The 20,418-nt window shown below is 67.3% G+C and carries 20 protein-coding genes; 7 read left to right on the top strand and 13 right to left on the bottom strand.

The window, feature by feature from the left end:
- Positions 1-67 precede the first annotated feature (67 nt).
- Positions 68-733 carry a response regulator transcription factor gene (locus MRBLWH12_RS14915; RefSeq protein WP_341976514.1) on the top strand — a complete coding sequence of 222 codons (666 nt, stop codon included), beginning with the start codon at positions 68-70 and terminating at the stop codon, positions 731-733.
- Positions 734-738: 5 nt separating this feature from the next.
- The gene (locus MRBLWH12_RS14910; protein WP_363550293.1) at positions 739-2,010 is read left to right on the top strand and encodes a sensor histidine kinase; all 1,272 of its coding nucleotides are present in this window, start codon (positions 739-741) and stop codon (positions 2,008-2,010) included.
- Positions 2,011-2,039: 29 nt separating this feature from the next.
- On the opposite strand, the gene MRBLWH12_RS14905 is transcribed toward MRBLWH12_RS14910, so the two are convergent.
- The 12 genes from MRBLWH12_RS14905 to MRBLWH12_RS14850 form a co-directional block, all read right to left on the bottom strand.
- Positions 2,040-4,085 carry a PQQ-binding-like beta-propeller repeat protein gene (locus MRBLWH12_RS14905; RefSeq protein WP_363550290.1) on the bottom strand — a complete coding sequence of 682 codons (2,046 nt, stop codon included), beginning with the start codon at positions 4,083-4,085 and terminating at the stop codon, positions 2,040-2,042.
- A gap of 52 nt (positions 4,086-4,137) precedes the next feature.
- Positions 4,138-5,142, bottom strand: coding sequence for a hydroxyacid dehydrogenase (locus MRBLWH12_RS14900; RefSeq protein ID WP_363550288.1), 1,005 nt, complete (start codon positions 5,140-5,142; stop codon positions 4,138-4,140).
- Positions 5,139-6,053: a carbohydrate ABC transporter permease gene (locus MRBLWH12_RS14895; RefSeq protein WP_363550286.1), complete on the bottom strand. Its 915-nt coding sequence runs from the start codon at positions 6,051-6,053 to the stop codon at positions 5,139-5,141. Before MRBLWH12_RS14895 ends, MRBLWH12_RS14900 begins: the two co-directional genes overlap by 4 nt.
- The gene (locus MRBLWH12_RS14890; protein WP_341976519.1) at positions 6,050-6,979 is read right to left on the bottom strand and encodes a carbohydrate ABC transporter permease; all 930 of its coding nucleotides are present in this window, start codon (positions 6,977-6,979) and stop codon (positions 6,050-6,052) included. Before MRBLWH12_RS14890 ends, MRBLWH12_RS14895 begins: the two co-directional genes overlap by 4 nt.
- Positions 6,980-7,046: 67 nt before the next feature.
- Entirely contained in the window at positions 7,047-8,351 is a 1,305-nt protein-coding gene (locus MRBLWH12_RS14885) for an ABC transporter substrate-binding protein (RefSeq protein WP_363550282.1), read from the bottom strand.
- Positions 8,352-8,451: 100 nt separating this feature from the next.
- Complete coding sequence (locus tag MRBLWH12_RS14880) at positions 8,452-9,543, bottom strand: substrate-binding domain-containing protein (RefSeq protein WP_341976522.1); 1,092 nt, start codon at positions 9,541-9,543, stop codon at positions 8,452-8,454.
- A 91-nt stretch (positions 9,544-9,634) separates the two neighbouring features.
- Positions 9,635-10,561: a glycine betaine ABC transporter substrate-binding protein gene (locus MRBLWH12_RS14875; protein ID WP_363550278.1), complete on the bottom strand. Its 927-nt coding sequence runs from the start codon at positions 10,559-10,561 to the stop codon at positions 9,635-9,637.
- Complete coding sequence (locus MRBLWH12_RS14870; protein WP_363550275.1) at positions 10,554-11,504, bottom strand: ABC transporter permease; 951 nt, start codon at positions 11,502-11,504, stop codon at positions 10,554-10,556. Before MRBLWH12_RS14870 ends, MRBLWH12_RS14875 begins: the two co-directional genes overlap by 8 nt.
- Positions 11,501-12,817, bottom strand: coding sequence for a quaternary amine ABC transporter ATP-binding protein (locus MRBLWH12_RS14865; RefSeq protein WP_363550273.1), 1,317 nt, complete (start codon positions 12,815-12,817; stop codon positions 11,501-11,503). The genes MRBLWH12_RS14870 and MRBLWH12_RS14865 overlap by 4 nt, the downstream gene beginning before the upstream one ends.
- Positions 12,818-13,188: 371 nt before the next feature.
- On the bottom strand, positions 13,189-14,445 hold the full coding sequence (locus MRBLWH12_RS14860) for a methyltransferase (protein WP_363550271.1): 1,257 nt from the start codon (positions 14,443-14,445) through the stop codon (positions 13,189-13,191).
- Positions 14,446-14,474: 29 nt separating this feature from the next.
- Positions 14,475-15,521 (bottom strand): LacI family DNA-binding transcriptional regulator, encoded by a 1,047-nt coding sequence (locus tag MRBLWH12_RS14855; protein ID WP_363550268.1) that lies wholly within the window; start codon positions 15,519-15,521, stop codon positions 14,475-14,477.
- Between the two features lie 37 nt (positions 15,522-15,558).
- Positions 15,559-15,798 (bottom strand): hypothetical protein, encoded by a 240-nt coding sequence (locus tag MRBLWH12_RS14850; protein WP_341976536.1) that lies wholly within the window; start codon positions 15,796-15,798, stop codon positions 15,559-15,561.
- Between the two features lie 148 nt (positions 15,799-15,946).
- Here MRBLWH12_RS14850 and MRBLWH12_RS14845 point away from each other — a divergent pair, with 148 nt between their 5' ends.
- Genes MRBLWH12_RS14845 through MRBLWH12_RS14835 form a run of 3 tightly spaced genes read left to right on the top strand, consistent with a single transcriptional unit; the run spans position 15,947 to position 17,918 of the window.
- A complete protein-coding gene (locus tag MRBLWH12_RS14845) occupies positions 15,947-16,336 on the top strand; it encodes a GntR family transcriptional regulator (protein WP_341976537.1) in 390 nt (129 codons plus the stop codon).
- Positions 16,333-17,232 carry an ABC transporter ATP-binding protein gene (locus MRBLWH12_RS14840; protein ID WP_363550264.1) on the top strand — a complete coding sequence of 300 codons (900 nt, stop codon included), beginning with the start codon at positions 16,333-16,335 and terminating at the stop codon, positions 17,230-17,232. The genes MRBLWH12_RS14845 and MRBLWH12_RS14840 overlap by 4 nt, the downstream gene beginning before the upstream one ends.
- Positions 17,232-17,918, top strand: a complete 687-nt coding sequence (locus MRBLWH12_RS14835; protein WP_341976539.1) for a hypothetical protein — start codon at positions 17,232-17,234, stop codon at positions 17,916-17,918. Before MRBLWH12_RS14840 ends, MRBLWH12_RS14835 begins: the two co-directional genes overlap by 1 nt.
- Before the next feature lie 92 nt (positions 17,919-18,010).
- Here the strand turns inward: MRBLWH12_RS14835 and MRBLWH12_RS14830 are convergent, their stop codons facing one another.
- Positions 18,011-18,592 (bottom strand): winged helix-turn-helix domain-containing protein, encoded by a 582-nt coding sequence (locus MRBLWH12_RS14830; RefSeq protein ID WP_363550261.1) that lies wholly within the window; start codon positions 18,590-18,592, stop codon positions 18,011-18,013.
- A 74-nt stretch (positions 18,593-18,666) separates the two neighbouring features.
- Here MRBLWH12_RS14830 and MRBLWH12_RS14825 point away from each other — a divergent pair, with 74 nt between their 5' ends.
- Both MRBLWH12_RS14825 and MRBLWH12_RS14820 read left to right on the top strand, forming a co-directional pair.
- Positions 18,667-19,980, top strand: coding sequence for an MFS transporter (locus MRBLWH12_RS14825; RefSeq protein WP_363550259.1), 1,314 nt, complete (start codon positions 18,667-18,669; stop codon positions 19,978-19,980).
- Between the two features lie 33 nt (positions 19,981-20,013).
- Positions 20,014-20,403: a hypothetical protein gene (locus MRBLWH12_RS14820; protein ID WP_363550256.1), complete on the top strand. Its 390-nt coding sequence runs from the start codon at positions 20,014-20,016 to the stop codon at positions 20,401-20,403.
- The last annotated feature ends 15 nt before the right edge of the window (positions 20,404-20,418 follow it).

Genomic DNA, 20,418 nt, shown 5'->3' with positions numbered 1-20,418 from the left:
TAGCGGTATGAGCCCGCCTAACCGGAAACTAACCGCGGCGCATGCACCCTCGGATGAGGGAGGTGCCATGCGGCTGCTGCTGGTGGAGGATGAGGCCGATCTGGCCGACACGCTGGCCGATGGCCTGCGCCGCGAGGGGTACCTCGTGGATGTCGCACGCGACGGATCGAGCGCGTTGAGCGCGGCCGCGTCGTCCGACATCGACGTGATCGTGCTCGACCGCGATCTGCCGGTGCTGAACGGCGATGCGGTGTGCCGCACGCTGGTCGCGCAGCAGTATCCGGCGCGCATCCTGATGCTCACCGCCGCCGGCACGCTCAATGACCGGGTCGAGGGGCTCGATCTCGGTGCGGATGACTACCTCGCCAAGCCGTTCGCCTATGTGGAGCTGCTCGCCCGGATCCGAGCACTCAGCCGCCGCAGCAACTCGGCCAGGCCGAACGCGGTCCTCGAATTCGCCGGAGTACGTCTCGATGTGATGAGACGCGTCGTCGAGCGAGACGGTGTGCCGATGAGGCTCACCCTCAAGGAGTTCGGTGTGCTGGAGGCGCTGCTCGCGGCCGAGGGCGGCTACGTGAGCTCGGATGACCTGCTCGACGACGTGTGGGACGAGCCGCTGGAGCGCACCCGCGGCGTGGTCAAGATCGTGGTGCACACGCTGCGCCGCAAACTCGGGGCACCAGCGGTGATCCAATCCGCCGCCGGCCACGGCTATCGGATGGGGACGACATGAGACGCATGAGTTTTCGCACGCGGCTGGTGATCATCATCACCGGGGTGTTCATCGCGGCCGGAGCCGCTCTGCTCGCCGTGCAGTACCTGGTCGTGCAGGGGTTGTTCGCCTCGGCGATCACGTTCACCGCCCAGAGCTGCGTACCGGCGACCTCGATCTCCGGCACCCCGGGGTTCACCGACATGAACGGTCTCGTCGAGAACACAGCGATCCCGGATGCCTCGGCGACGATCGACGGCACGACCGCGACCGGCTGCACCTACTTCGACACGGTGTCGATCGCAGCGGAGACGGCGGCTCCCCTCGAGGGCGCGCAGATCGACACGGTCGGCGGCGCGGTGCTGCAGCAGTCGACGTTCCTCGCCGACGAGGTCGGCGGCGGACTGCTGCTGTGGTCGATCGTGACGCTCGTGGCCTTCACCGGGGTCGCCGCCGCCATCGCGTTCTGGCTCGCCCAGCGTTCGCTCGATCGCATCGGAGAGGTCACCGCCACCGCGCGCGACATCTCCGAGCGCGATCTGGGCCGTCGCCTCGACCTGCCAGGACCGGACGACGAGATCAAAGAACTCGGCGACACGATCGACGGCATGCTCGACCGACTGCAGACGGCCTTCACCGCACAGGACCGATTCGTCGCGAACGCCTCGCACGAGCTGCGCACGCCCCTCACCACGACGCGCACCGCCCTGGAGATCCCCCTGGAGCAGGGCAGCGTGCCCGCCGAGCTCGAACCCAACATGCGCCGCGCGCTCCGCGCCACCGAACAGAGCGAGCGCCTCATCACCGCACTCCTCACACTCGCCCGTTCACGGACAGGTCTGGAGAGCACCGAGACCGTCGAACTCGGCGAGGTGATCGAGGCCGAGGTCGACGAGCTCGCCCGGCAGGACGTGGTCGTGCACACGGACATCGCACCGATATCGGTCGAGGGCGACGGCGTGCTGCTGGCGCGAGCCGTGCGCAATCTTCTCGAGAACGGCGTACGTCACAACGTGCCCGACGGCGAATTGTGGGTGCGGTGCCGCCGTGACGGCGACCACGCAGTGATCGAGGTGGAGAACACCGGAGCGCCCATCGCCGCATCGACGCTGTCGCTGCTCACCGAGCCGTTCTACCGCGGTGATGCGAGCCGCACCTCCGCGGGGCCGGACGGCACCGGCCTCGGCCTCGCCATCGTGCAGAGCATCGCGACGACCCACGGCGGCGAGGTGCACCTGACCGCTCGGGAGGGCGGCGGACTGATCGCCGCCCTCCACGTACCTGCGGCGACCGTCTGAAGACACCGCCGCAGGCCTCGGCCGCTAGATCAGGACTGCGGCCAGTCCTCGACCTTGACGAGCGTGCGGCCGCGGAGCGTGTAGATGACACCCTCCTCGTCGACGTTGAGGTGCGGGCCGCTGTACCAGCCGCCGTTGATGTCCGCCACGACGACTGTCACCGCGAACGTCTTCGGGTCGATCCGGAACAGGGTCGAGTCGGACACGCCATAGATCACTCCGCGTGCCGCCTTGAGCGCCGCGAAGCCCTTGACCAGCGCGCCGTGGTCGGCGGTGTGCACGATCTTCTGGCGTGGCCCGTCGATCACGACGAGCCCACCCTTGATCGTGAGCGCGAAGACGTAGCGCCCGTGACTCTCCAGCGCGGCGATCCCGTTCGGCAACCCGGTCTCGATGCGCCAGAGTTCACGGCCCGCCACCGGATCCCACGCCACGACCGTGCCGCGAGGACCGGTCTTCTGCGCGTTGTCGCCGCCGAGGTACGCGATGCCACCCGACGTCGTCACCGCACGGACCATCTGGATGTCGTCGATCGGATTGATCACGGAGGTGCTCGTCCCCGTCACCGGGTCGAACGTCCAGATCGATCCGCCGCCCTCGGTGTCCGACTGCGCAGCGACCAGGAGCAGTTCGTTCACGTCGTCCCAGCGGGTGTCGAGCGGGCGGTTCTGCGCCGTCGGCGCCTCCATCGCCTGCTGCATCGGCTGCCCCGATGCCGGGTCGTACCGCCAGATGCCCTGCGAGCTGTACTGCCCCGTGTAGAGGACACCGCCGAGCACTTCGGCATCTTTCGCCTCCCCCGGTGAGCGCAGGTTGATCACGCCTCCACCACGGAGGTCGTGCCGCGCAACACCGCCGTTTCCGCCGACATATGCATAGCCGGCACCCACCGCGATGCCCATGCAGGTCTGTGGGCTGACCGGTGCACCGGCCTCGCCGAGATCGATCGTCCTCGATACCGTGCCGTCGCCTCGCACAGTGGCGACGTAGCCGTATCCCGACACGGCAAGAAGCTCACCGTCGAGCGGGTCGAGGCCCCACATCTCACCGAGGTCGACCCCGACGTCGAAGAGGCCGAGTGCGCCGCTGGTGGGAGTCCAGCGGATCAAGCGGGTCTCATTGGCGAAGAAGACGTCGTCCCCCAGCACTGCGAAGTTCTTCGCGGTCTTTCCGATGGAGGTCGCCAGCAGGTACGTCGAGGGGTCGGCGAGGCTTATCGCCGCAACCTTGGTCGGTTCGGCCCCTCCCGCCGTGGAGGCGAGCAATCGGTCGCCATCGATCATCAATTCGCGGATGCTCGGGTCGGCCTTCATCTCGGCCGGGGTGATGTCCGAGTACACGCGCGTCGCGCGGTCGTACGCGTACAGCGTGGCGCGGCTCGATCCTGATCCGCCCCCGAATGTCGTTCCCGCGCCGTAGTAGACGGTGGTGTCGGTGGCCGCGACGGCACGTGCCAGTGTCGCCGACGGGTCGGGGACACCCAGGTCCGTGATCTGCTCGGTGGCGGGGTCGTACTGCCAGAGTTTCGGGGCGATGCCCGCGCCGGACGTTCCGCCGGCGGCGAAAAGGACGCCGTCTGGCGCCACGGCGAGGTCGCGCACGTCGCGATCGCCGAGCTCACCGAGGGCGACCGCCGGGTTCTGAGGCTGGTTCAGATCCCAGCGGTACAGGTTCGGAGTTCCCGCCGCTTTCTGCAGGACACCGGCGTAGAGGATCCGGCGTTCGCGGTCCAGCGCCAGCGCCTGGATGCTGTGCCCGCTGGTGAGGTTCGTGGTGTGCAGGACCTTGCCTGATGCGACATCGAGTGCCAGGATGCTGACCGGCTCGAGGTTGCGCGAGCCGATATAGCAGACGCCGTCGAGCAGCACGCCGCTCATCAGCGAATACTGCATCATGCCGGGACCGATGTCGGTGATACGCGTGGTCTTGCGGCCAGCGGGACGCTTCGGCCCGGCAGGGCGCGGCGCGGCCGCGAACGCCGGTGAGACGGTGGCCGCCGTCATACCTGCGGCGAGGATGCCGGACAGCCCGAGCTGCAGCGCGGTGCGGCGGGAGACGTTCTGTGAGGGGGACATGTGAACTCCTTCGGTCTTCATTGAACGGGGATGATTACGGTTCTTCCGGCCTTCAGGCCGTGATGGAGAGGAGACCCGCTTCGACTTCGTATTCGAGCGGCTCTCCGGCGGCGAGGCGGCGGAGCTCGTCGAGCACAGCGCCCGAGAGTCTGCCCAGTTCTCGCCCCAGCGACCCCGCGATGTGCGGAGTCAGCAGGGCGTTGTCGGAGTGGTAGAGCGGATGCTCCGGATCCAGGACCCACGGAACAGTGACGTCGAGGATCGCGAACAGCTCTCCGGCGAGGACCCGGCGGGTGAGCGCATCCTGGTCGAGGAGCTCGCCGCGCGCGGTGTTCACCAGCGTCGAGCCTCGGCGCATCAGGCCGATGCCCCGCGCGTCGACGAGGTTCAGCGTCGACGGCAGGGACGGCGCGTGGATCGAGACGACGTCGCTGGTGGAGAGGAGCTCATCGAGCGAGACGGACGAGACGCCCAGTTCTCCTGCCTCGGCGGCGGAGAGGTAGGGATCGTAGACGACCACCTCGTAGGCGTAGCCGTGGAGCATCTCGATGACGATGCGGCCGATCTTCGACGCACCGACGATCCCGATCCGCAGGCCGTAGTTCCCCATGCCGGGGAACGCGGCCTCCACATCGAACTCCTGCTGCTCGGCCTGGTAGCGCGCCGCGATCGGCAGCACCCGCTTGCCGGCCAGGACGATCATCGCGACGGTGTATTCCGCAACGGGCACGGCGTTCACCGCGGCGGCACTGCTCACGGCGATGCCGCGATCGATGACCTCCGGCCCGAGATAGCCCTTCACCGACCCGGCCGCGTGCAGGATCGCCTCCAGCTTCGGGGCGGCAGCCAGGACATCGGCGTCGACGCGAGGTGCGCCCCACCCGGTGACGAGCACCTCGACGTCCGACAGCACGTCGCGCGCGGCATCCGACCCGAACTCCGTGAGGTACCCGGCGATGTCGGCGACCTGCTCGAAATCGACGATGCGATGCGGGGGGAACACGCGCTGACGGACGGATGCTCCCATCGCGAATGCGATGCGGGGACGACGGCTCACTTGACGCTCCCTGCGGACAGGCCGGAGCGCCAGAAGCGCTGCAGCATCACGAAGGCGAGGATGAGGGGGAGCACCGAGATGAATGATCCGGCGATGACGAGGGTGGAGAACTCGGGGTTCTGCTGCACCTGGCTCTGCCACAGGGCGATGCCGACGCTCGACGGGAACAGATCGCGGTTCTGCAGCATGATCAGCGGCAGCATGAAGTTGTTCCAGATGCCGACGAACTGGAAGAGGGCGATCGTGACGAATCCGGGCATCAGCATCGGCATCCCGACCTGGAGGAAGCTGCGTATCGGCCCCGCACCGTCGACCCGGGCGGCCTCGAGCGTCTCCGCGGGGAGGTATCCGGAGGAGAACACCCGGGCGAGGTACACGCTGAACGGGTTGCACAGCGTCGGGATCAGCACCGCCCAGATCGTGTTGGTCAGTCCGACGGACGCCGCGAGGAGGTACAGCGGGATGACGGTCGCCGTGTTCGGGATGAGCACGCCGATGAGCACGGCGGAGTACAGTCCGCCCTTGCCGCGGAACTCGAATTTGTCGAAGGCATAGCCGGCCATCAGGGAGATGAAGCCGCCGATGATCGCGCCTCCGCCGGCGTAGAGGATGCTGTTGCCGAGCCACCGCAGGAAGATGCCGTCGTCCTGGACGAGCAGCCGCTGGATGTTGACGACGAAGTCGCTGCCGAAGGCGAAGGCATCGCCCGAATAGAGCTCACCCGCGTTCTTGGTCGACGCGAAGACGAGCCACAGCAGCGGCAGCACCATGTAGGCGGAGCCGATGATCAGGAGCGCGTTGACTCCGAAGACGGAGGGCAGGTGCCGAGAACTGCGCGATCGGCGCGGACTCCGCGCTGTGTTCGCGGATGCCGCGGCACGCGTCTTCGGACGGTCGGTCACGGTTGTCATCGCGTCGGCTCCTTCGAGGTGAATCGGGTGACGACCCAGGACAGGACGCCGGCGAGCAGGGCGAGCAAGATGGATGCCGCCGCCGCCTGGGGCAGGTCGTTCCGGTTGAACGCCGCGTCGTAGGCCCACATGTTGGGCACCCAGGTACTGGTGACGGCGGTCGTCGCGGACGACAGGATCTTCGGCTCGGTGAACAGTTGCAGCGAGCCGATGACGGTGAACAGCAGGGCGACGCCGATGGCCGGCCAGACGAGAGGGGTCTTGATCGAGAGCGCGGTGCGGATCTCGCCGGCGCCGTCGACCTTCGCGGCCTCGAGCACTTCGCGGGGAACCGCCTGCAGGGCGGTGAACAGGATGATCACGTTATAGCCGGCCCACTCCCACACCGCGATGTTGACCATCGAGGGGAGGACCAGCTGCACCGAGAGGAAATCGAGGGCGATGCCGCCGGATTCCAGTGCCTTCACGATCGGGCTCACGCCCGGCGTGTACAGGTAGGCCCAGATGAGGGCGGCGATCACGCCGGGTACGGCGTGCGGGAGGAACAGGAGCAGCTGGAAGGCCCGCTTGGCGTAGGCGACGGTCGCGTCGAGCAGCAGGGCGAGCACGAGGGCGACGGCGAGCAGCGAGGGAACGTAGAGGATGCAGTAGATCGCGAGCCGGCCGAAGCCATCCGTGAAGGTGCGGTCGGCGAGGACGTCGAGGTAGTTCCCGATACCGACGAACTCGACGGTGGCGCCGCCGAAGCCGAGGCCGCTGCGCTTCTCGGCGAACAGGCTCATCCCGATCGCGTAGATCACCGGGGCGATCATCGTCAGGGCGAACAGGGCGAAGAACGGAATCAGGAAGATCGAGGCGGTGCGCCCTCCCGTGCCCGGGATCGTCTTTCGCATTGTGCGCCGCGGCGCACGGATCTGGCTGGTCATCGTCGATGCCCTTCGATCGGGATCGTGGGGTGGGTGCGTCAAGAGGCCCACCCCACGATCGATCCGGTTACTCCGTGATGTCGAGGCCGAGCTTCTCGAGCCCGTCCACGGTGCTGGTCTGCGTCGCGGCCAGCGCGTCACTCAGGGTGGCGGCGCTCGTGACGGAGTCCTTGAGCGCGGTGCTGGTGAGGTCGTACTTCGGACCCCAGGCCCACGAGCCCAGGTTCGCGGAGGCCTCGTCGAACACCTCGTAGATGTCGTTCGCGTAGTAGTCGGTCGGGGCGACTGCTGCTGCGGTCTCGTTCAAGCCCGGGTACGCGAGGTACGCGGTGCCGACGGCGCCACGCGCCTCGACCGCATCCTTGGAGGTGGTGAGCCACGTGAGGAACACCGCTGCGGCTGCCTCGTTGTCGGAGTCGGCGGGGATGGCGAAGCCGGTGCCGCCGCTCAGCGCGCCGCTGGGCTTGCCGTCCCAGGTGGGAGGGGCCGCTGCGATCCACTTTCCGGCCTGGCCGGCCGCCTCGGTGCGGGTCTTCAGACCGGAGGCGCTCCAGGAGCCGCCGACCCACGCGTTGACCACGCCGCTGTTGAGGTCAGCGGTCCACTCGTCGCTGAATCCGAGCTGCTTCTTGACGAGGCCCTCGTCGATGAGGCGCTGCCAGTACTCGGCGACCTTGTTCGACTTCTTGTCGTCGATCGCGACGTTCCAGTGATCGCTGTCGACGCCGAACCATTCGGCACCGGCCTGCCACGACATCGGAGCCAGCTGCGGCTCGTTGGTGAAGAAGCTGGTGAGGTAGGCGTTCGGGTTCACGGCCTTGACGGCGCGTGCAGCATCCTCGAACTCGTCCCAGGTGGTGGGGACCTCGACACCGGCGGCTTCGAGGACGTCCTGGCGATACCAGATGACCATGGGCGGCGCGTCGTACGGCAGCGCGTAGGCCGCGTCGCCGAAGGAGACGAGCGAGCGGACCTGCTCGTCGTACTCGCCGAGGATGTCAGACGAGACGAGCTCGTCGACCGGCTTCAGCTGCTCTGCCGCGACGAAGCCGGGGAGGCGGTCGTACTCGATGCCGACGACGTCGGGGCCGCTGCCGGACTCGATGGCGGCGGAGAGCTTGGTGTAACCTCCGTTGGCGCCGTTGGGGATCTCCTCGAAGTTGACCGTGATGTCATCCTGACTCGCGTTGAACGCGGCGGCGACATCGGCCATGCCGCTCAGCGAGGACCAGAAGGTCACCTCACCGGTGGCGGGAGGAGCGCTCTCGGTCTTCTCGGGCTCGACCGGGGTGGCGCTGCCGGCGCAGCCGGCAAGCAGGGCGGAGGCGACCACAAGGGCGCCAGTGGCGGTAAGGGTGCGACGCAGGGACATCGGCGGGTTCTCCTTTGAATCGTTGACCGTGCCCTTCGATCATTCGACACCCGCGGAGATTAACCTAGACGATTGCTAACTTTCTAACAAAACCTAACATTCAGATGGCGCGGACAGTGGATTCCCTGACCACGAGCGAGGGAAGCAAGGCCATGCGCACGATCGTGTGCGGCGTGCCGGCAACCTGCTTCAGACGGTCGACGCAGAGTCGCAGAGCCGCGTGGCCGAGTTCGTGCTTCGGTGGGGCGACGGCCGTCAGCGGCACAGCCGCGAACGCCGAGACCTCGTCGTCGTACGCGATGACCGCGAAGTCCTCTGGCACGCGGAGACCACGCTCCAGCACCAGATCCACGAACGCCATGGCATCGGAGTCACCGAGGAGGATGGCCGCCGTCACACCCTGCTCGACGCACGTGCTGAGAAGAGCGTCCAACTCCGCGATCTCGGCGCTCTCACCGAAGGGCGGTCGCGCCAGGTCATGACGCAGCGCAACGGCGGACTCCTGATCGATCTCGCCCATGGCACGCCGGAATCCCGCGTCGAGGCCCGCGACCGTGGCCGAAGGTCTCGCCGCGAGCGCGATGCCCGTGTGCCCCTGTTCGGCGAGATGCCGAACCGCCACTTCGGCGCCGTGCGCGTGATCCGTGCGCACCCACTCGAGCCGGCCCGCGATGTGTTCATCCACCGACCGCTCGACCATGACGACGGGCACATCGGCCTGTTCGAGTATCCGCTGCAGCGGCGATCGGTCGACGATCACATCATGCGGAGTGATCATGAGCGCGTCGACGCCGCTGGCGATGAGACGCTCGGCCTGGCGGTACTCCTCTTCCGGCGAGTAGTTCGTCGCGCCCACGACGAGGCGGCAGTTCAATTCCCTGGCGGCCTGGCTCGCTCCGCGGATCACTTCGGGGAAGTAGTAATTCGTCGTCGGGACGATCATGCCGATGGTCGCGACGGGCCGCGCCCTGGCCACCGAGCCCTGCGTATGCGCCGCCTGCTGCTGGGCCACGGCGAGCGAGATCGCTCCGCCGTGCACGCGCGCCAGCAGACCTCGTTCCTCCAGCACGACCAGATCGCGCCAGAGCGTCATGGGCGTGACGCCGAGGCGTGGCGCCAGCGACGAACTCTGCACCGAGCCACGGAGTTCGAGTTCTCGGAGGATCGCATCGTGGCGTGCAGCTGCGGTCATCCGCTCCTCCGTCAGGATCTTTCGATTACAACAGAACCCAACATAGCCCGGTGCGAGTCACCGCGCCTCGCGCGTCACCCAGCGGCAGCTCTCAGTCGCTGACGACCCAGTCGAACTGGTCACCGTGCTCTTCGAGCCAGGCGTCGACGGCATCCGCTTCCTTGCCCTCGCCGAACTCGTTGACCACGAGATCCTCGAGCGCACCGTACTGCTCGTCGTCGAGCTTGATCTGCTCGATCAGTTCGGCCGCCTCGGGGAACTCTGCCGCGAAGCCCTTGGCGCCGAGGAAGTGCAGCCCCTCGGCCTCACCCATCGCGCCCTTCGGGTCTTCGAGGTCCTTCACCGGGAAGGCATCGTTGGCCCAGAACGGCCGCCACAGTGTGACGACGATGTCCTCCTGCTTCTCCGTCGCCGCCTTCAGCTCGGTGAGCATGGCCGCGGTCGACGACGTCACCAGGGTGTACTCGCCGTCGAGGCCGTACGCCGAGAGCATCTCGCCTGCCTGCGCCGTCAGCCCGGCCCCCGGTTCGATCCCGATGACCTTGCCGCCGACGTCGCCCCCGCGGCCGGCGAGATCATCGATCGAGTCGATGTCCGAGTACTCCGGAACCGCGATCGTGAGCTTGGCGTTGGCGTAGTACGTGCCGAGATCCTCGATGTCGTCACCGTACTTCTCGATGTACTCGGCATGGGTGAGCTCTGGCCACGCCGAAGGGTAGAGGTCGACGTCGCCCTGCGCCAGCCCCGCGTACAGGGGGCCGGCTTCGGTGAGCGTCTTCATCTCGACGTCGTAGCCGAGCTTCTCGAGCTGATCCTGCATCAGGTAGGCCGTACTGAGACCATCGGTCCAGCTCGGCAGATAGCCCAGGGTGATCGTGCCCTTGTCGCCGGTCGCACCACTGGTGCCGCCTCCGGTCAGGTCGCTGGTACCGCCCGCCCCGTCGGTCGCGCAGCCGGCGAGAGCGAGGGATGCGACGGCGCCGAGCGCCGCGATGCTCATGAGTCTGTTCTTACGCATTCTGCAGCTCCTTCTCTTCGACGTGCACCGGGGTCGCATCCGCCAGCAGAGCGGATGCCGCGGCCGCGCGCTGCGCCGAGCGACGCCGTGCGAGCATTCCGAGCAGCGACGCCGGGTTCTTGCCCAGCGATCCGAGTGCCGCCGTGACGCGATCGAGGAAGACGGCGATGAGCACGACACCCAGCCCCGCCTCGACGCCCTTGGCGATGTTCACGGTCGAGATCGCCTCGACGACCATCTTCCCGAGGCCGTCGGCGCCGGCCATGCCGGCGATCACGGCCATCGACAGGGCGAGCATGATGACCTGGTTGACGCCGGCGAGGATCGTCGGCATCGCGAGCGGGAGCTGAATGCCCCGCAGGATCTGACCCGGCTTCGCGCCGAACGCCTGACCTGCTTCGACGGTCTCCGAGTCCACTCCGCGGATGCCGAGTTCGGTGAGGCGGACGCCAGGAGGCAGCGCGAAGATGACCGTCGCGACGAGCCCGGGAACCACGCCGATACTGAAGAACACGATCGCGGGAATCAGATACACGAAGGCGGGCATCGTCTGCATGAAGTCGAGGATCGGCTTCAGCACGGTGCGCACCGTCGAATTGCGCGCGGACCAGATGCCGAGCGGTATCACGATGAGTACCGCGACCACCGCGGCGACGAGCACCAGGGCGAGCGTCTGCATCGCCGGAACCCAGAGGCCCATCGCGACGATCAGTCCGAAGGAGATCACCGTGCCGATGGCGAGCTGCCACGATCGCACCAGCCACGCGATCAGCGCCGCGGCGACGATGACGACGTAGAAGTACGGCAGCAGGAGCAGGAAGGTGAGGCCCTCGACGAGGAAGGTCACGACGAAGGAGATGACGTCGAGCAGGCCGTCCAGGTTGTCCTTGATCCAGTCGACGCCGGATTCGACCCACGTTCCGATGGGGAGATGGAAGTTCATCGCGTCGCCCCCTCGTTCGCGGCCTGGGCCCCGGAGGCGGTCGCCGCCTCAGCAGTCCAGCCGTCATCGAGCACGGCGTCGATCTCGGCCTGCGGCATCGGGAAGAGCGGGAGCGTGAGCTCGCCGGTCGCACCGGGCCCGGGGCCGAGGGCTGCGAGCAGGGTGACGCGAGGAATGACACCCACCAGGCGTCCATCGGCGTTCGTCACCGCCAGCGGCACGGGCGACTCGACCGACGGGACGAACAGATTCATCAGCACCTCGTCCTCGTTCACCGCCTGCGGAACAGGCTTGATGATCGATTCGAGCGTCGTCACTCCCTTACGGACGAGCTTGACGGCATCCCGATCGGTGACGATGCCGACCAGCTGACGGTCGCGATCCACGACGTACGTCGCCGACATGTAGGCGTCCCGCATCTGACGCAGCGCCGTACGCGGGCCTGCGGTCGCGGCGACGACAGGGCGAGGGCGCTCCATGACGTTCGCGGCGGTGAGCACACGGGCACGATCGACGTCCTGCACGAACTGCTCGACGTAGTCGTTCGCCGGGTCGGTCAGGATGTCTTCCGGGGTGCCGATCTGCACGATGCGGCCATCGCGCATCACGGCGATCCGGTCGCCGAGGAACATCGCCTCGTTGAGGTCGTGCGTGATGAACACGATCGTCTTCTGCAATTTCTGCTGCAGTTCGAGCAGCTGCTCCTGCATCTCACGACGGATGAGCGGGTCGAGAGCGCTGAACGCCTCGTCCATGAGCAGGATGTCGCTGTCGGCCGCGAGAGCGCGGGCGATGCCGACGCGCTGCTGCATGCCGCCGGAGAGCTCACTGGGCAGTTTGTCGCCCTGGCCGGCGAGTCCGACGAGAGTCAGGATCTCCTCGGCCTCGGCGAGCCGCTCGGCTCGGGGCGTGCCCTTGAGCTCGAGCGGATAGGCGACGTTGGCTGCCACGGTGCGATGGGGCAGCAGGGCGAAGTGCTGGAAGACCATCGAGATGCGGTCGCGACGGATCTCGCGCAGGCGCGATGTCGGGATGCCGGTGATGGTGTCGCCGTTCACGGTGACGGATCCGTCGGTGGCCTCATGCAGGCCGTTGAGCATGCGGATGATGGTGGACTTGCCGGAGCCGGACAGTCCCATGATCACGAAGATCTCACCGCGATTCACGGTGAAACTCGCGTCGATGACGGCTGCGGTTCCGGCATCCGCGATGTCGGTTCGGCTCTCGCCGGATTTCAGCCGACGGACGGCTTGGTTCGGATTCCTCCCGAACACTTTGTACAGATGGCGCGCTTCAAGTGCGGTTTCGGACACGTTTCCCCTGCGGCGCGCAGTGATGCGCGCCTGCTTCGGTCACGCCCGGGTGACGTTCACGTGGCCGTCTCGACATGCTGCACTGACGGCGCGGGCGGCGGATTTCGGATCCACCGCAAAGAACATCGACCGTACGCCCGCGCCTCTTCGTAGTGCAGATTTCGAAGGAAGGACGCGGCCGCGGACTGGTCTCGGGCCTTCCGGCCCGCATTCCAACGTAACTAAATGGCCGATCAGGGGCAAATCCGCATATCGACGGAGTGCCGGGTTTCGTCGGCTGACCGGGGGATTGGACGGATGTGCGAAACGAGGTCGCCTGCGCGCGCCGAGCCGCCCCGACGCTCATGCGCGAATCGTGAGCAGAGGATTCCTCAGCCGTGAACGCTCCGCGTGACCGTGAACTTCGGAGTGCGGTGCACCTGCTCGGTCGGGCCGACGATCCTCGTCAGCTCGGCCTTGTATCCGAGGGACGAGTTGTAGACCGTCCAGAGTTCGCCACCGGGCCGGAGCAGGCGAGCGGATGCCTCGAACAGGCGGGTCGCTGCACCGGTGTGGACGCTGTTGCCGAGGTGGAACGGCGGGTTGAGCAGCACGATGTCGGCGCTCGCGTCTGCGAGGTCGGACCCGGCGTCGTCGTGGGTCACCGTGACGCGATCGGCGACTCCGTTCGCGGCGACGGTCGCGCGCGCCGACGCAACGGCCGCGGCAGAGCGGTCGGTCGCGACTACGCGGGCGTCGGGGTGCGCGAGGGCATAGGCCACGGCGAGCGCGCCGGTGCCGCAGCCGAGGTCGATGACGGTTTCCCCGGTCGTTGAGCGAGCGGAGCGAGACGAAACGCCCGATGCAAACGTCGCCGGATGGATGGTGCGTTTCGTCTCGTCGCGAAGACCCGCACTGAGCGAGCGCATGCGAGTCGAAGTGTCCTCGCTCAACGACCGAGAAGGCGGGACGCCCAGCCCGAGCACCTCAAGCAGCACCCGGGTGCCGATGTCGAGGCGCGCCCCGGCGAAGGCGCCGCCATGCGCAACGAGGATGAGCCCGTCATGCTCCGCACGCACCGGGAACGGCGGTTCGGCCGGAACCTCGCGCGGCTCGCTCGCCACGATCAGCCGAGACTTCCGCTCCGCACGCTCGGCCTGCACCCGCGCGAAAGTGCGACCGAGCACCTCGTTCTGCGCGAGGGTCATGTGCTTGACGCGCCCGCCGGCGACGAGCACGACGTCGGACGCAGCCCAACGGGCGACAGCGTCTGCGATCTCCTCGAGTTCGGCGAGCGCCTTCGGCAGCTGCAGCAGCACGAGCCGGGCACCGGGGAGCAGGTCGCGCTCGAGTTCGTGTTCGGCGAAACCTTCGAGGCCCATCTCTTCCGCGTTGCGCGCGAGCGCACGCCGACCGGTGGCCAGATCCTGGTGCACGCGGATGCCTCGGAATCCGGCATCCGTCAGCGCCAGGGTGATCGCCCCGTACTCGTCGCCGATCACCGCGATCTCAGGGCCGGCGATGTCCCGCTCTTCGGCGAGCGCGAGCGCTCTCCTGACGAGCAACTCATCGGTGGCATCCCATGCCTGCAGATTGTCGGCCTCGACGTCGGGCCAGCGGCGCAAGCGACTGTAGGGGAACTCCGGCACCAGCCCACTGTACGCGCCGCCGATACGACCTACCTGTCGACGGACGGAGAGCGCGTGGACTCCCGGATCACGAGTCCGGTCGTGAGCACCTGAGAACCAGGCGTGGACTCGTTCCGCATCATCGCGAGCAGGGCGGCCGCCGCTGCTTCGCCTTTCGCGTCGATGTCCTGACGGACCGTTGTCAGCGCGGGCGAAACGCGGGCGGCCAGCGGGCTGTCATCGAATCCGACGACCGACAGGTCCTCGGGCACACGGATGCCTCTGGCTCTGGCCTGCTCGATCACTTCCAGCGCGGCGAGGTCGGACCACGCCAGGACAGCGGTCGGCGGAGCGTCGAGCATCCGGCCGATCCGCGTCTTCAGGATCTCGTCGATCGCCAGGCCCGGCGTTCCGACGATGCGCGGCACGATGCCGCTCTCCGTCAGCGCCCGAATCCAGCCGCCCAGACGCTCGGCGGTGGTCGATGTCGCAGAGGCCAGCACGCTCTCGGAGGGCGGCTCGTCGTCCGCATCGACCGTCGGCACGACGAGCGCGATATCGGAATGCCCCAGGTCGATCAGGTGCTGCGCCGCTTCATGGGCGCCTGTGCTGTTGTCGAGCGAGATGCTCGGCATTCCGGGAATCGGCGCACCTTCGACCGTCACGACCGGCAGACGGCGCGCCGTCAACGCCGTGACGGCCTTGGTCCGCGGCGTGCAGGAGTAGATGATCGCGCCGTCCATCGCGACGTCGCGCGCAGGAACGACCCCGTCGTGAGACGAGGAGTGCAGGAGGACGAGCGAGTAGCCCGCATCGGCGAGTGATCCCGCCACTGCGCGGACGAACCCGACCGCGACTTCGTCTGTGAACGCATCGCGAGGCGAGTTCGTCAGCACCATGCCGACGACTCCCGTGCGGCCCGAGGCCAGCGCGCGCGCTGCAGGGTCGGGGCCGGAGTAGCCCAACGCCTGCGCGGCATCCATGATCCTGGTCCGAAGATCGGCGGACAGCTGATCCGGGCGCGAGAACGCATTCGAAACCGTCATCCGGCTCACACCGACATGCTCGGCTATGGTCTGCAGCGTCACGCGCGCCATCCCGTCCACCTCCATCATCATTCTGCCCGACCGAGTCCTATGCGCGTTCGGAGGCGACGGCGGCGCACCTCGGGCGAGGCGGCTCGATGACCTCGGCGGCACGTCGCAGTCCGCGAGCGAGCGCCTCTCGGACTCGCCGTATCGCGACCGCGCGGCGCTGCGCCGCGTAGTGGCGATCGCGGGCGCTCAATGCCTCCCGTCGCCGCTGATCGTGGGGGTCGAGTGTCCCCGCGATGTACTCCGCCGAGACAAGCGCGGAGATCGTCGAGTGGTCCATGATGCTTCCTTTCTGTATCGGTACAGAAAGACATTACTGTACCGGTACAGACGAGTCAAGAGAAAACTCGATCTCGAATCGGGTTGACACGCTCCCGGGTTCTATGGTTACTTAGTCGAGTAACTAACCCACTAACCGCGGAGGACACGTGATCGAAGAAGGCAAACCCCTCTTCCTCCAGATCGCCGAGCAGATCGAGGACTCGATCCTCGAGGGTTCGCTCGCCGAGGAGGCCCAGGCGCCCTCGACCAACGAGCTCGCCGCGTTCTACCGCATCAACCCCGCAACCGCAGCGAAGGGAGTCGCCGTGCTCACCGACAAGGGAGTGATCTACAAGCGCCGAGGCATCGGCATGTTCGTCTCCGAGGGAGCACGAACTCTGCTGCTCGGCGAACGGCGCGAGGTCTTCGCCGACCGCTACATCGACCCGCTCCTCGCCGAAGCCCGCACGCTCGGCCTCGACGCCTCCGACCTTGCGGCGCTGCTCACCGAGCGCGCCGCCCAGATCACCAACGCAGAAGGGAAGAACCCCGCATGACCACCGTCATCGAGGTGCACAACCTCACCAAGCGCTACAAGAACAAGCGCGCGCTCGACAACGTCTCGCTCACCGTCGAGGGCGGCGCCATCTACGGCCTCCTGGGTCGCAACGGCGCCGGCAAGACGACTCTGATGTCGATCCTCACCGCGCAGAACTTCGCCAGCGAAGGTTCGGTACGGGTGTTCGGCGAGCACCCGTACGAGAACACCCACGTTCTGAGCCGGCTGTGCTTCGTGAGGGAAAGCCAGAAGTACCCCGAGGATGCGACTCCCAAGGTCGCGCTCCGTTCGGCGGCGCTGTTCTTCCCGAACTGGGATCAGGACCTCGCCGACCAGCTCATCGAGGACTTCCAGCTGCCGATGAAGCAGCGGATCAAGAAGCTCTCTCGGGGGCAGCTCTCCGCCGTCGGCGTGATCATCGGCCTCGCTTCCCGCGCCGAGATCACCTTCTTCGACGAGCCCTACCTCGGCCTCGACGCGGTCGCTCGGCAGATCTTCTACGATCGCCTGCTGGCGGATTACTCCGAGCATCCGCGCACGATCATCCTGTCGTCGCATCTGATCGACGAGGTCTCCAACCTCATCGAGAAGGTGATCGTCATCGACAACGGACGCATCATCCTCGACGAGGACACGGATGCCGTGCGCGACCGCGCCGTCACGATCGTCGGCGAGGCCGCGAAGGTCGACGCCTGGACGACCGGGCGCGAAGTGCTGCACCGCGAATCGCTCGGCCGGGTGGCATCCGTCACCATCCTCGGCACGCTGTCGGCCGAAGACCGCACAGCGCTGAACGCCGAGGGTCTCGATCTCGCACCCGTCTCGCTCCAGCAACTGATCGTGCGCCTGACCCAGAAGGAATCGGGCGCGAACATCCTCGAGGAGGTCCGCTGATGCTTCGCACTCTGAAGGTCATCCGTCTGCAGCTCATCAACAAGCAGACATACATCTGGGTTCCGCTGATGATCGTCGGCGGCTCTCTGCTCATCTCGATCCTCATCTCCGCGATGATCCCGATCGATGAGCCCAAGTACGGTGGCGGCAGCCAGGCTCCGCTGTGGTACTTCCTGTTCGTCGGCATCCAAGCGCTGACGATGACGTTCCCGTTCTCGCAGGCGCTGAGCGTCACGCGCCGGGAGTTCTATCTCGGGACCCTCATCACGGCGGCGCTGACCAGCGCAATCCTGGGCGCGATCTTCATCGTCGGCGGGCTGATCGAGCTGGCGACGAACGGGTGGGGCGTGAACGGGTGGTTCTTCCACCTGCCTTGGGTCTGGGAGGCGGGGCCGCTCGCGGCCGGGTTCGTGTACTTCACCCTGGCCCTGTTCATCTTCATCATCGGATTCACCTGCGCCACGATCTACAAGAGCTGGGGAACGATGGTGCTCACCATCATCGGGCTGGGCCTCGGACTGGTCATGGTCGGCCTGGTGTACCTGGCAACCAGCCTCGAGCTCTGGGGGAATGTCTGGACCGGCATCCTCGACCTCGGTGCCCTCGGCCTCGCGCTGTGGGGGCTCGTCGCCATCGCGATCATGGCCGGGGTCTCGTTCCTCGCCTTCCGGAGGGCGATTCCCTGAGCGCAGGCTCAGCCCGGCCCGGATGCCGCGATCGCACGCTCGTGCGGTCGCGGCATCCTCGTCTGGATTCCCGCGCCGCCCGTCGGTCGCGGTCAGATGCGGTCGTCGGCCGCAAGCAGGTCGAGATCCCAGAAGCGGGCCTCCGGATCGCTGCCGTCATGCGACTCGGCAGCCTCGTCCATCGCCTCGTTGATCCGCTCGAGCAGGGCGTCGAACTCGGCCACGCTCAGCCGCAGCGTCCGCTGAGTGAACGCGCCGTGCACATCGGTGTCCCGGCCCGAGACATACTCCGGCGTCCAGGCGATGACCCGCTGCATCATCGCGTGATGCTCCTCGGCGAGCGCCCGGATCATGACCCCGCTGAGCTCCTCATCGGGCACGGGGCTCTCCGGGCCGCCGACGTTGAGCGCGAGCTTCTTCGCCGCCCACACCCGGTCGCGTCGGTCGCGGGCGTGCTCCGGGGCCTCTGCGATGAGACCGGCGTCGGCCAGGACGCGCAGGTGAAAGCTCACGCTGTTGGCCGGAACCGACAGGTCGGCGGCGATGTCGGCAGCACGCAGGTGCTCGCGGCGGCCGAACAACCGGATGATCTGCCGACGGAGCGGGTGACTGTACGCCTTCATCATGGCCGACGTCATCCAGACAGGATCCGGCTTGATTCGCTGCTCCGACATATCGAGAGTGTACCCGCAACGGAAATCGCGCAATAAGCATTGCGCAATTTCTCTTGCGGATCTACTCTCGAACCATGACGATCGCGCCGCCCCTGCACCGCCTCTCCCGTAACCGGCGCTACCTCGTCTGGCTGATCAGCGACACGAGCAAGGGTTTAGCGGCCTCCCTGTTCGGCTTCGCCATCCCGCTGCTGGCGCTCATCGTGACCGGAGACCCGGCGCAAGCGGGCATCATCGCCGGCGCCGGCATGGTCACCCGCCTGCTCACCACGCTTGCGGGCGGCGTGCTCGCCGACCGGCATCGGCGGATCGCGCTGATGCTGCTCGGATCACTCATCGGCATCGTTCTCGCCGCGGCCTTCACGGTGATCGCGCTCGGTGGAGGGCTCACCTTCTTCACGCTGCTGCTCGCCGACGTACTGCTCGCCGCGCGCAGCGGGCTCTTCGACGTCGCCGGCGAGAGTGCAATCAAGGAGATCGTTCCGGATGCGGCGATGGGGCGTGCGCAGGCGGCCAATCAGGGTCGGGATGCGGCCCTCCAGCTCGCGGGCGGCCCGTTGGGCGGTCTGCTGCTCGGTATCGGCGGGTGGGCGGTCGGCGCCGCGATGACGCTGTGCCACCTCGTCGCCGCGGGGACGGCATGGATGCTGCAGCGCGCGATCCGCCGCGAGAGCGACGCGGGATCCATCACCGACGACACGCCCCCGATCGCCGAGAAGGATGACACCGCGCCGGTCAGACCCAGCGCGTGGGCCGAGATCCGGGAGGGATTCGGGTGGCTGATGTCGCGCCCGGACCTCGGTGGTGTGCTGCTCATCATCACCATCGTGAACCTCGGGTTCAACGCCGCGACCACCACCGTCGTCTACGCGCTGCAGCAGGCAGGACACTCGGAAGCACTGATCGGCGCGCTTTCGGCGGTGTTCGGTGCGGTGATGCTGGTAGGAGCAGTGATCGCGCCGATGCTCGTTCCGCGCATCGGAGCCGGCACGCTGGCCGTCTTCGGGATCATCGGCATCACCGCCGGCGCCGCCGTGGTCTCGATGGTCACAGAGCCGTGGACGATCGCCGTCGTCCTCGGTGCCGCCGTGTTCCTGCTTCCCGCCTTGAACGCGTCGATGATGGGGTACTTCATGGTCGCCACCCCGACGCACCTGCTGGGCCGGGCGAACAGCGCGGCCGGCATCCTCGGCATGGGGGCGATGCCCCTCGCCCCGCTCATCGCCGGATTCGGTCTCACCTGGCTCGGCCGCGAGATGACGCTTCTGGTGTGTGCGGCGCTGTGCGCCGCAGCCGTCGTCCTCGCGGTCTCCAACAAGGCACTGCGCGCCCTTCCCGTCGAGTCACGGTGGGTCGAGCACGCGAAGCAGTACGAGACACTCCCCTAGGGTGGCGTGAGAGCAGATCTCGGGAGGGGCTCGATGCGCAGGTCGAAGTGGTCGAGCACGGCACTGGAGGTCTTCTGTGCTCTGGTGACGGCGCTCATCCTGACCTGGACCGTCGCACACGTCGTCCCGACGACTGTGCACACTCCTGCGCAGCTGCGCAACGTGGCATTCGGGTGGCCGTTCCCCTGGTATCACCAGGATCTCAGCCGCTACGAGCCCGCCACATTCCCCGACGACATGTACATCGTCGGGGACAGGGTCGATCCGCTTCCCACGACGGTCGACGTGTTCGCCCTGACCGGCGATGTCCTCGTCACGGCGGTCATCCTCTGGCTCGTCGTCGGCGCTCTCATCGCGCTGCTCCGACCGAGGATCGCGCGTGCACTCGATGCCAGACGCAAGGCTCATTCACGCGAGACTTGACTCTGACACTGTGGA

This window comes from Microbacterium sp. LWH12-1.2, from assembly GCF_040675825.1.
Lineage (GTDB): Bacteria > Actinomycetota > Actinomycetes > Actinomycetales > Microbacteriaceae > Microbacterium.
Note: the sequence above shows the minus strand (reverse complement) of the source record. Positions and strands in the feature narration are given on the sequence as shown.

Coding starts and splice junctions, on each gene's coding strand:
- MRBLWH12_RS14915 (WP_341976514.1), top strand. CDS start 68: ATGCGGCTGCTGCTGGTGGAGGATGAGGCCGATCTGGCCGACACGCTG.
- MRBLWH12_RS14910 (WP_363550293.1), top strand. CDS start 739: ATGAGTTTTCGCACGCGGCTGGTGATCATCATCACCGGGGTGTTCATC.
- MRBLWH12_RS14905 (WP_363550290.1), bottom strand. CDS start 4,085: ATGTCCCCCTCACAGAACGTCTCCCGCCGCACCGCGCTGCAGCTCGGG.
- MRBLWH12_RS14895 (WP_363550286.1), bottom strand. CDS start 6,053: ATGACAACCGTGACCGACCGTCCGAAGACGCGTGCCGCGGCATCCGCG.
- MRBLWH12_RS14890 (WP_341976519.1), bottom strand. CDS start 6,979: ATGACCAGCCAGATCCGTGCGCCGCGGCGCACAATGCGAAAGACGATC.
- MRBLWH12_RS14885 (WP_363550282.1), bottom strand. CDS start 8,351: ATGTCCCTGCGTCGCACCCTTACCGCCACTGGCGCCCTTGTGGTCGCC.
- MRBLWH12_RS14880 (WP_341976522.1), bottom strand. CDS start 9,543: ATGACCGCAGCTGCACGCCACGATGCGATCCTCCGAGAACTCGAACTC.
- MRBLWH12_RS14875 (WP_363550278.1), bottom strand. CDS start 10,561: ATGCGTAAGAACAGACTCATGAGCATCGCGGCGCTCGGCGCCGTCGCA.
- MRBLWH12_RS14870 (WP_363550275.1), bottom strand. CDS start 11,504: ATGAACTTCCATCTCCCCATCGGAACGTGGGTCGAATCCGGCGTCGAC.
- MRBLWH12_RS14855 (WP_363550268.1), bottom strand. CDS start 15,521: ATGGCGCGCGTGACGCTGCAGACCATAGCCGAGCATGTCGGTGTGAGC.
- MRBLWH12_RS14850 (WP_341976536.1), bottom strand. CDS start 15,798: ATGGACCACTCGACGATCTCCGCGCTTGTCTCGGCGGAGTACATCGCG.
- MRBLWH12_RS14840 (WP_363550264.1), top strand. CDS start 16,333: ATGACCACCGTCATCGAGGTGCACAACCTCACCAAGCGCTACAAGAAC.
- MRBLWH12_RS14835 (WP_341976539.1), top strand. CDS start 17,232: ATGCTTCGCACTCTGAAGGTCATCCGTCTGCAGCTCATCAACAAGCAG.
- MRBLWH12_RS14830 (WP_363550261.1), bottom strand. CDS start 18,592: ATGTCGGAGCAGCGAATCAAGCCGGATCCTGTCTGGATGACGTCGGCC.
- MRBLWH12_RS14825 (WP_363550259.1), top strand. CDS start 18,667: ATGACGATCGCGCCGCCCCTGCACCGCCTCTCCCGTAACCGGCGCTAC.
- MRBLWH12_RS14820 (WP_363550256.1), top strand. CDS start 20,014: ATGCGCAGGTCGAAGTGGTCGAGCACGGCACTGGAGGTCTTCTGTGCT.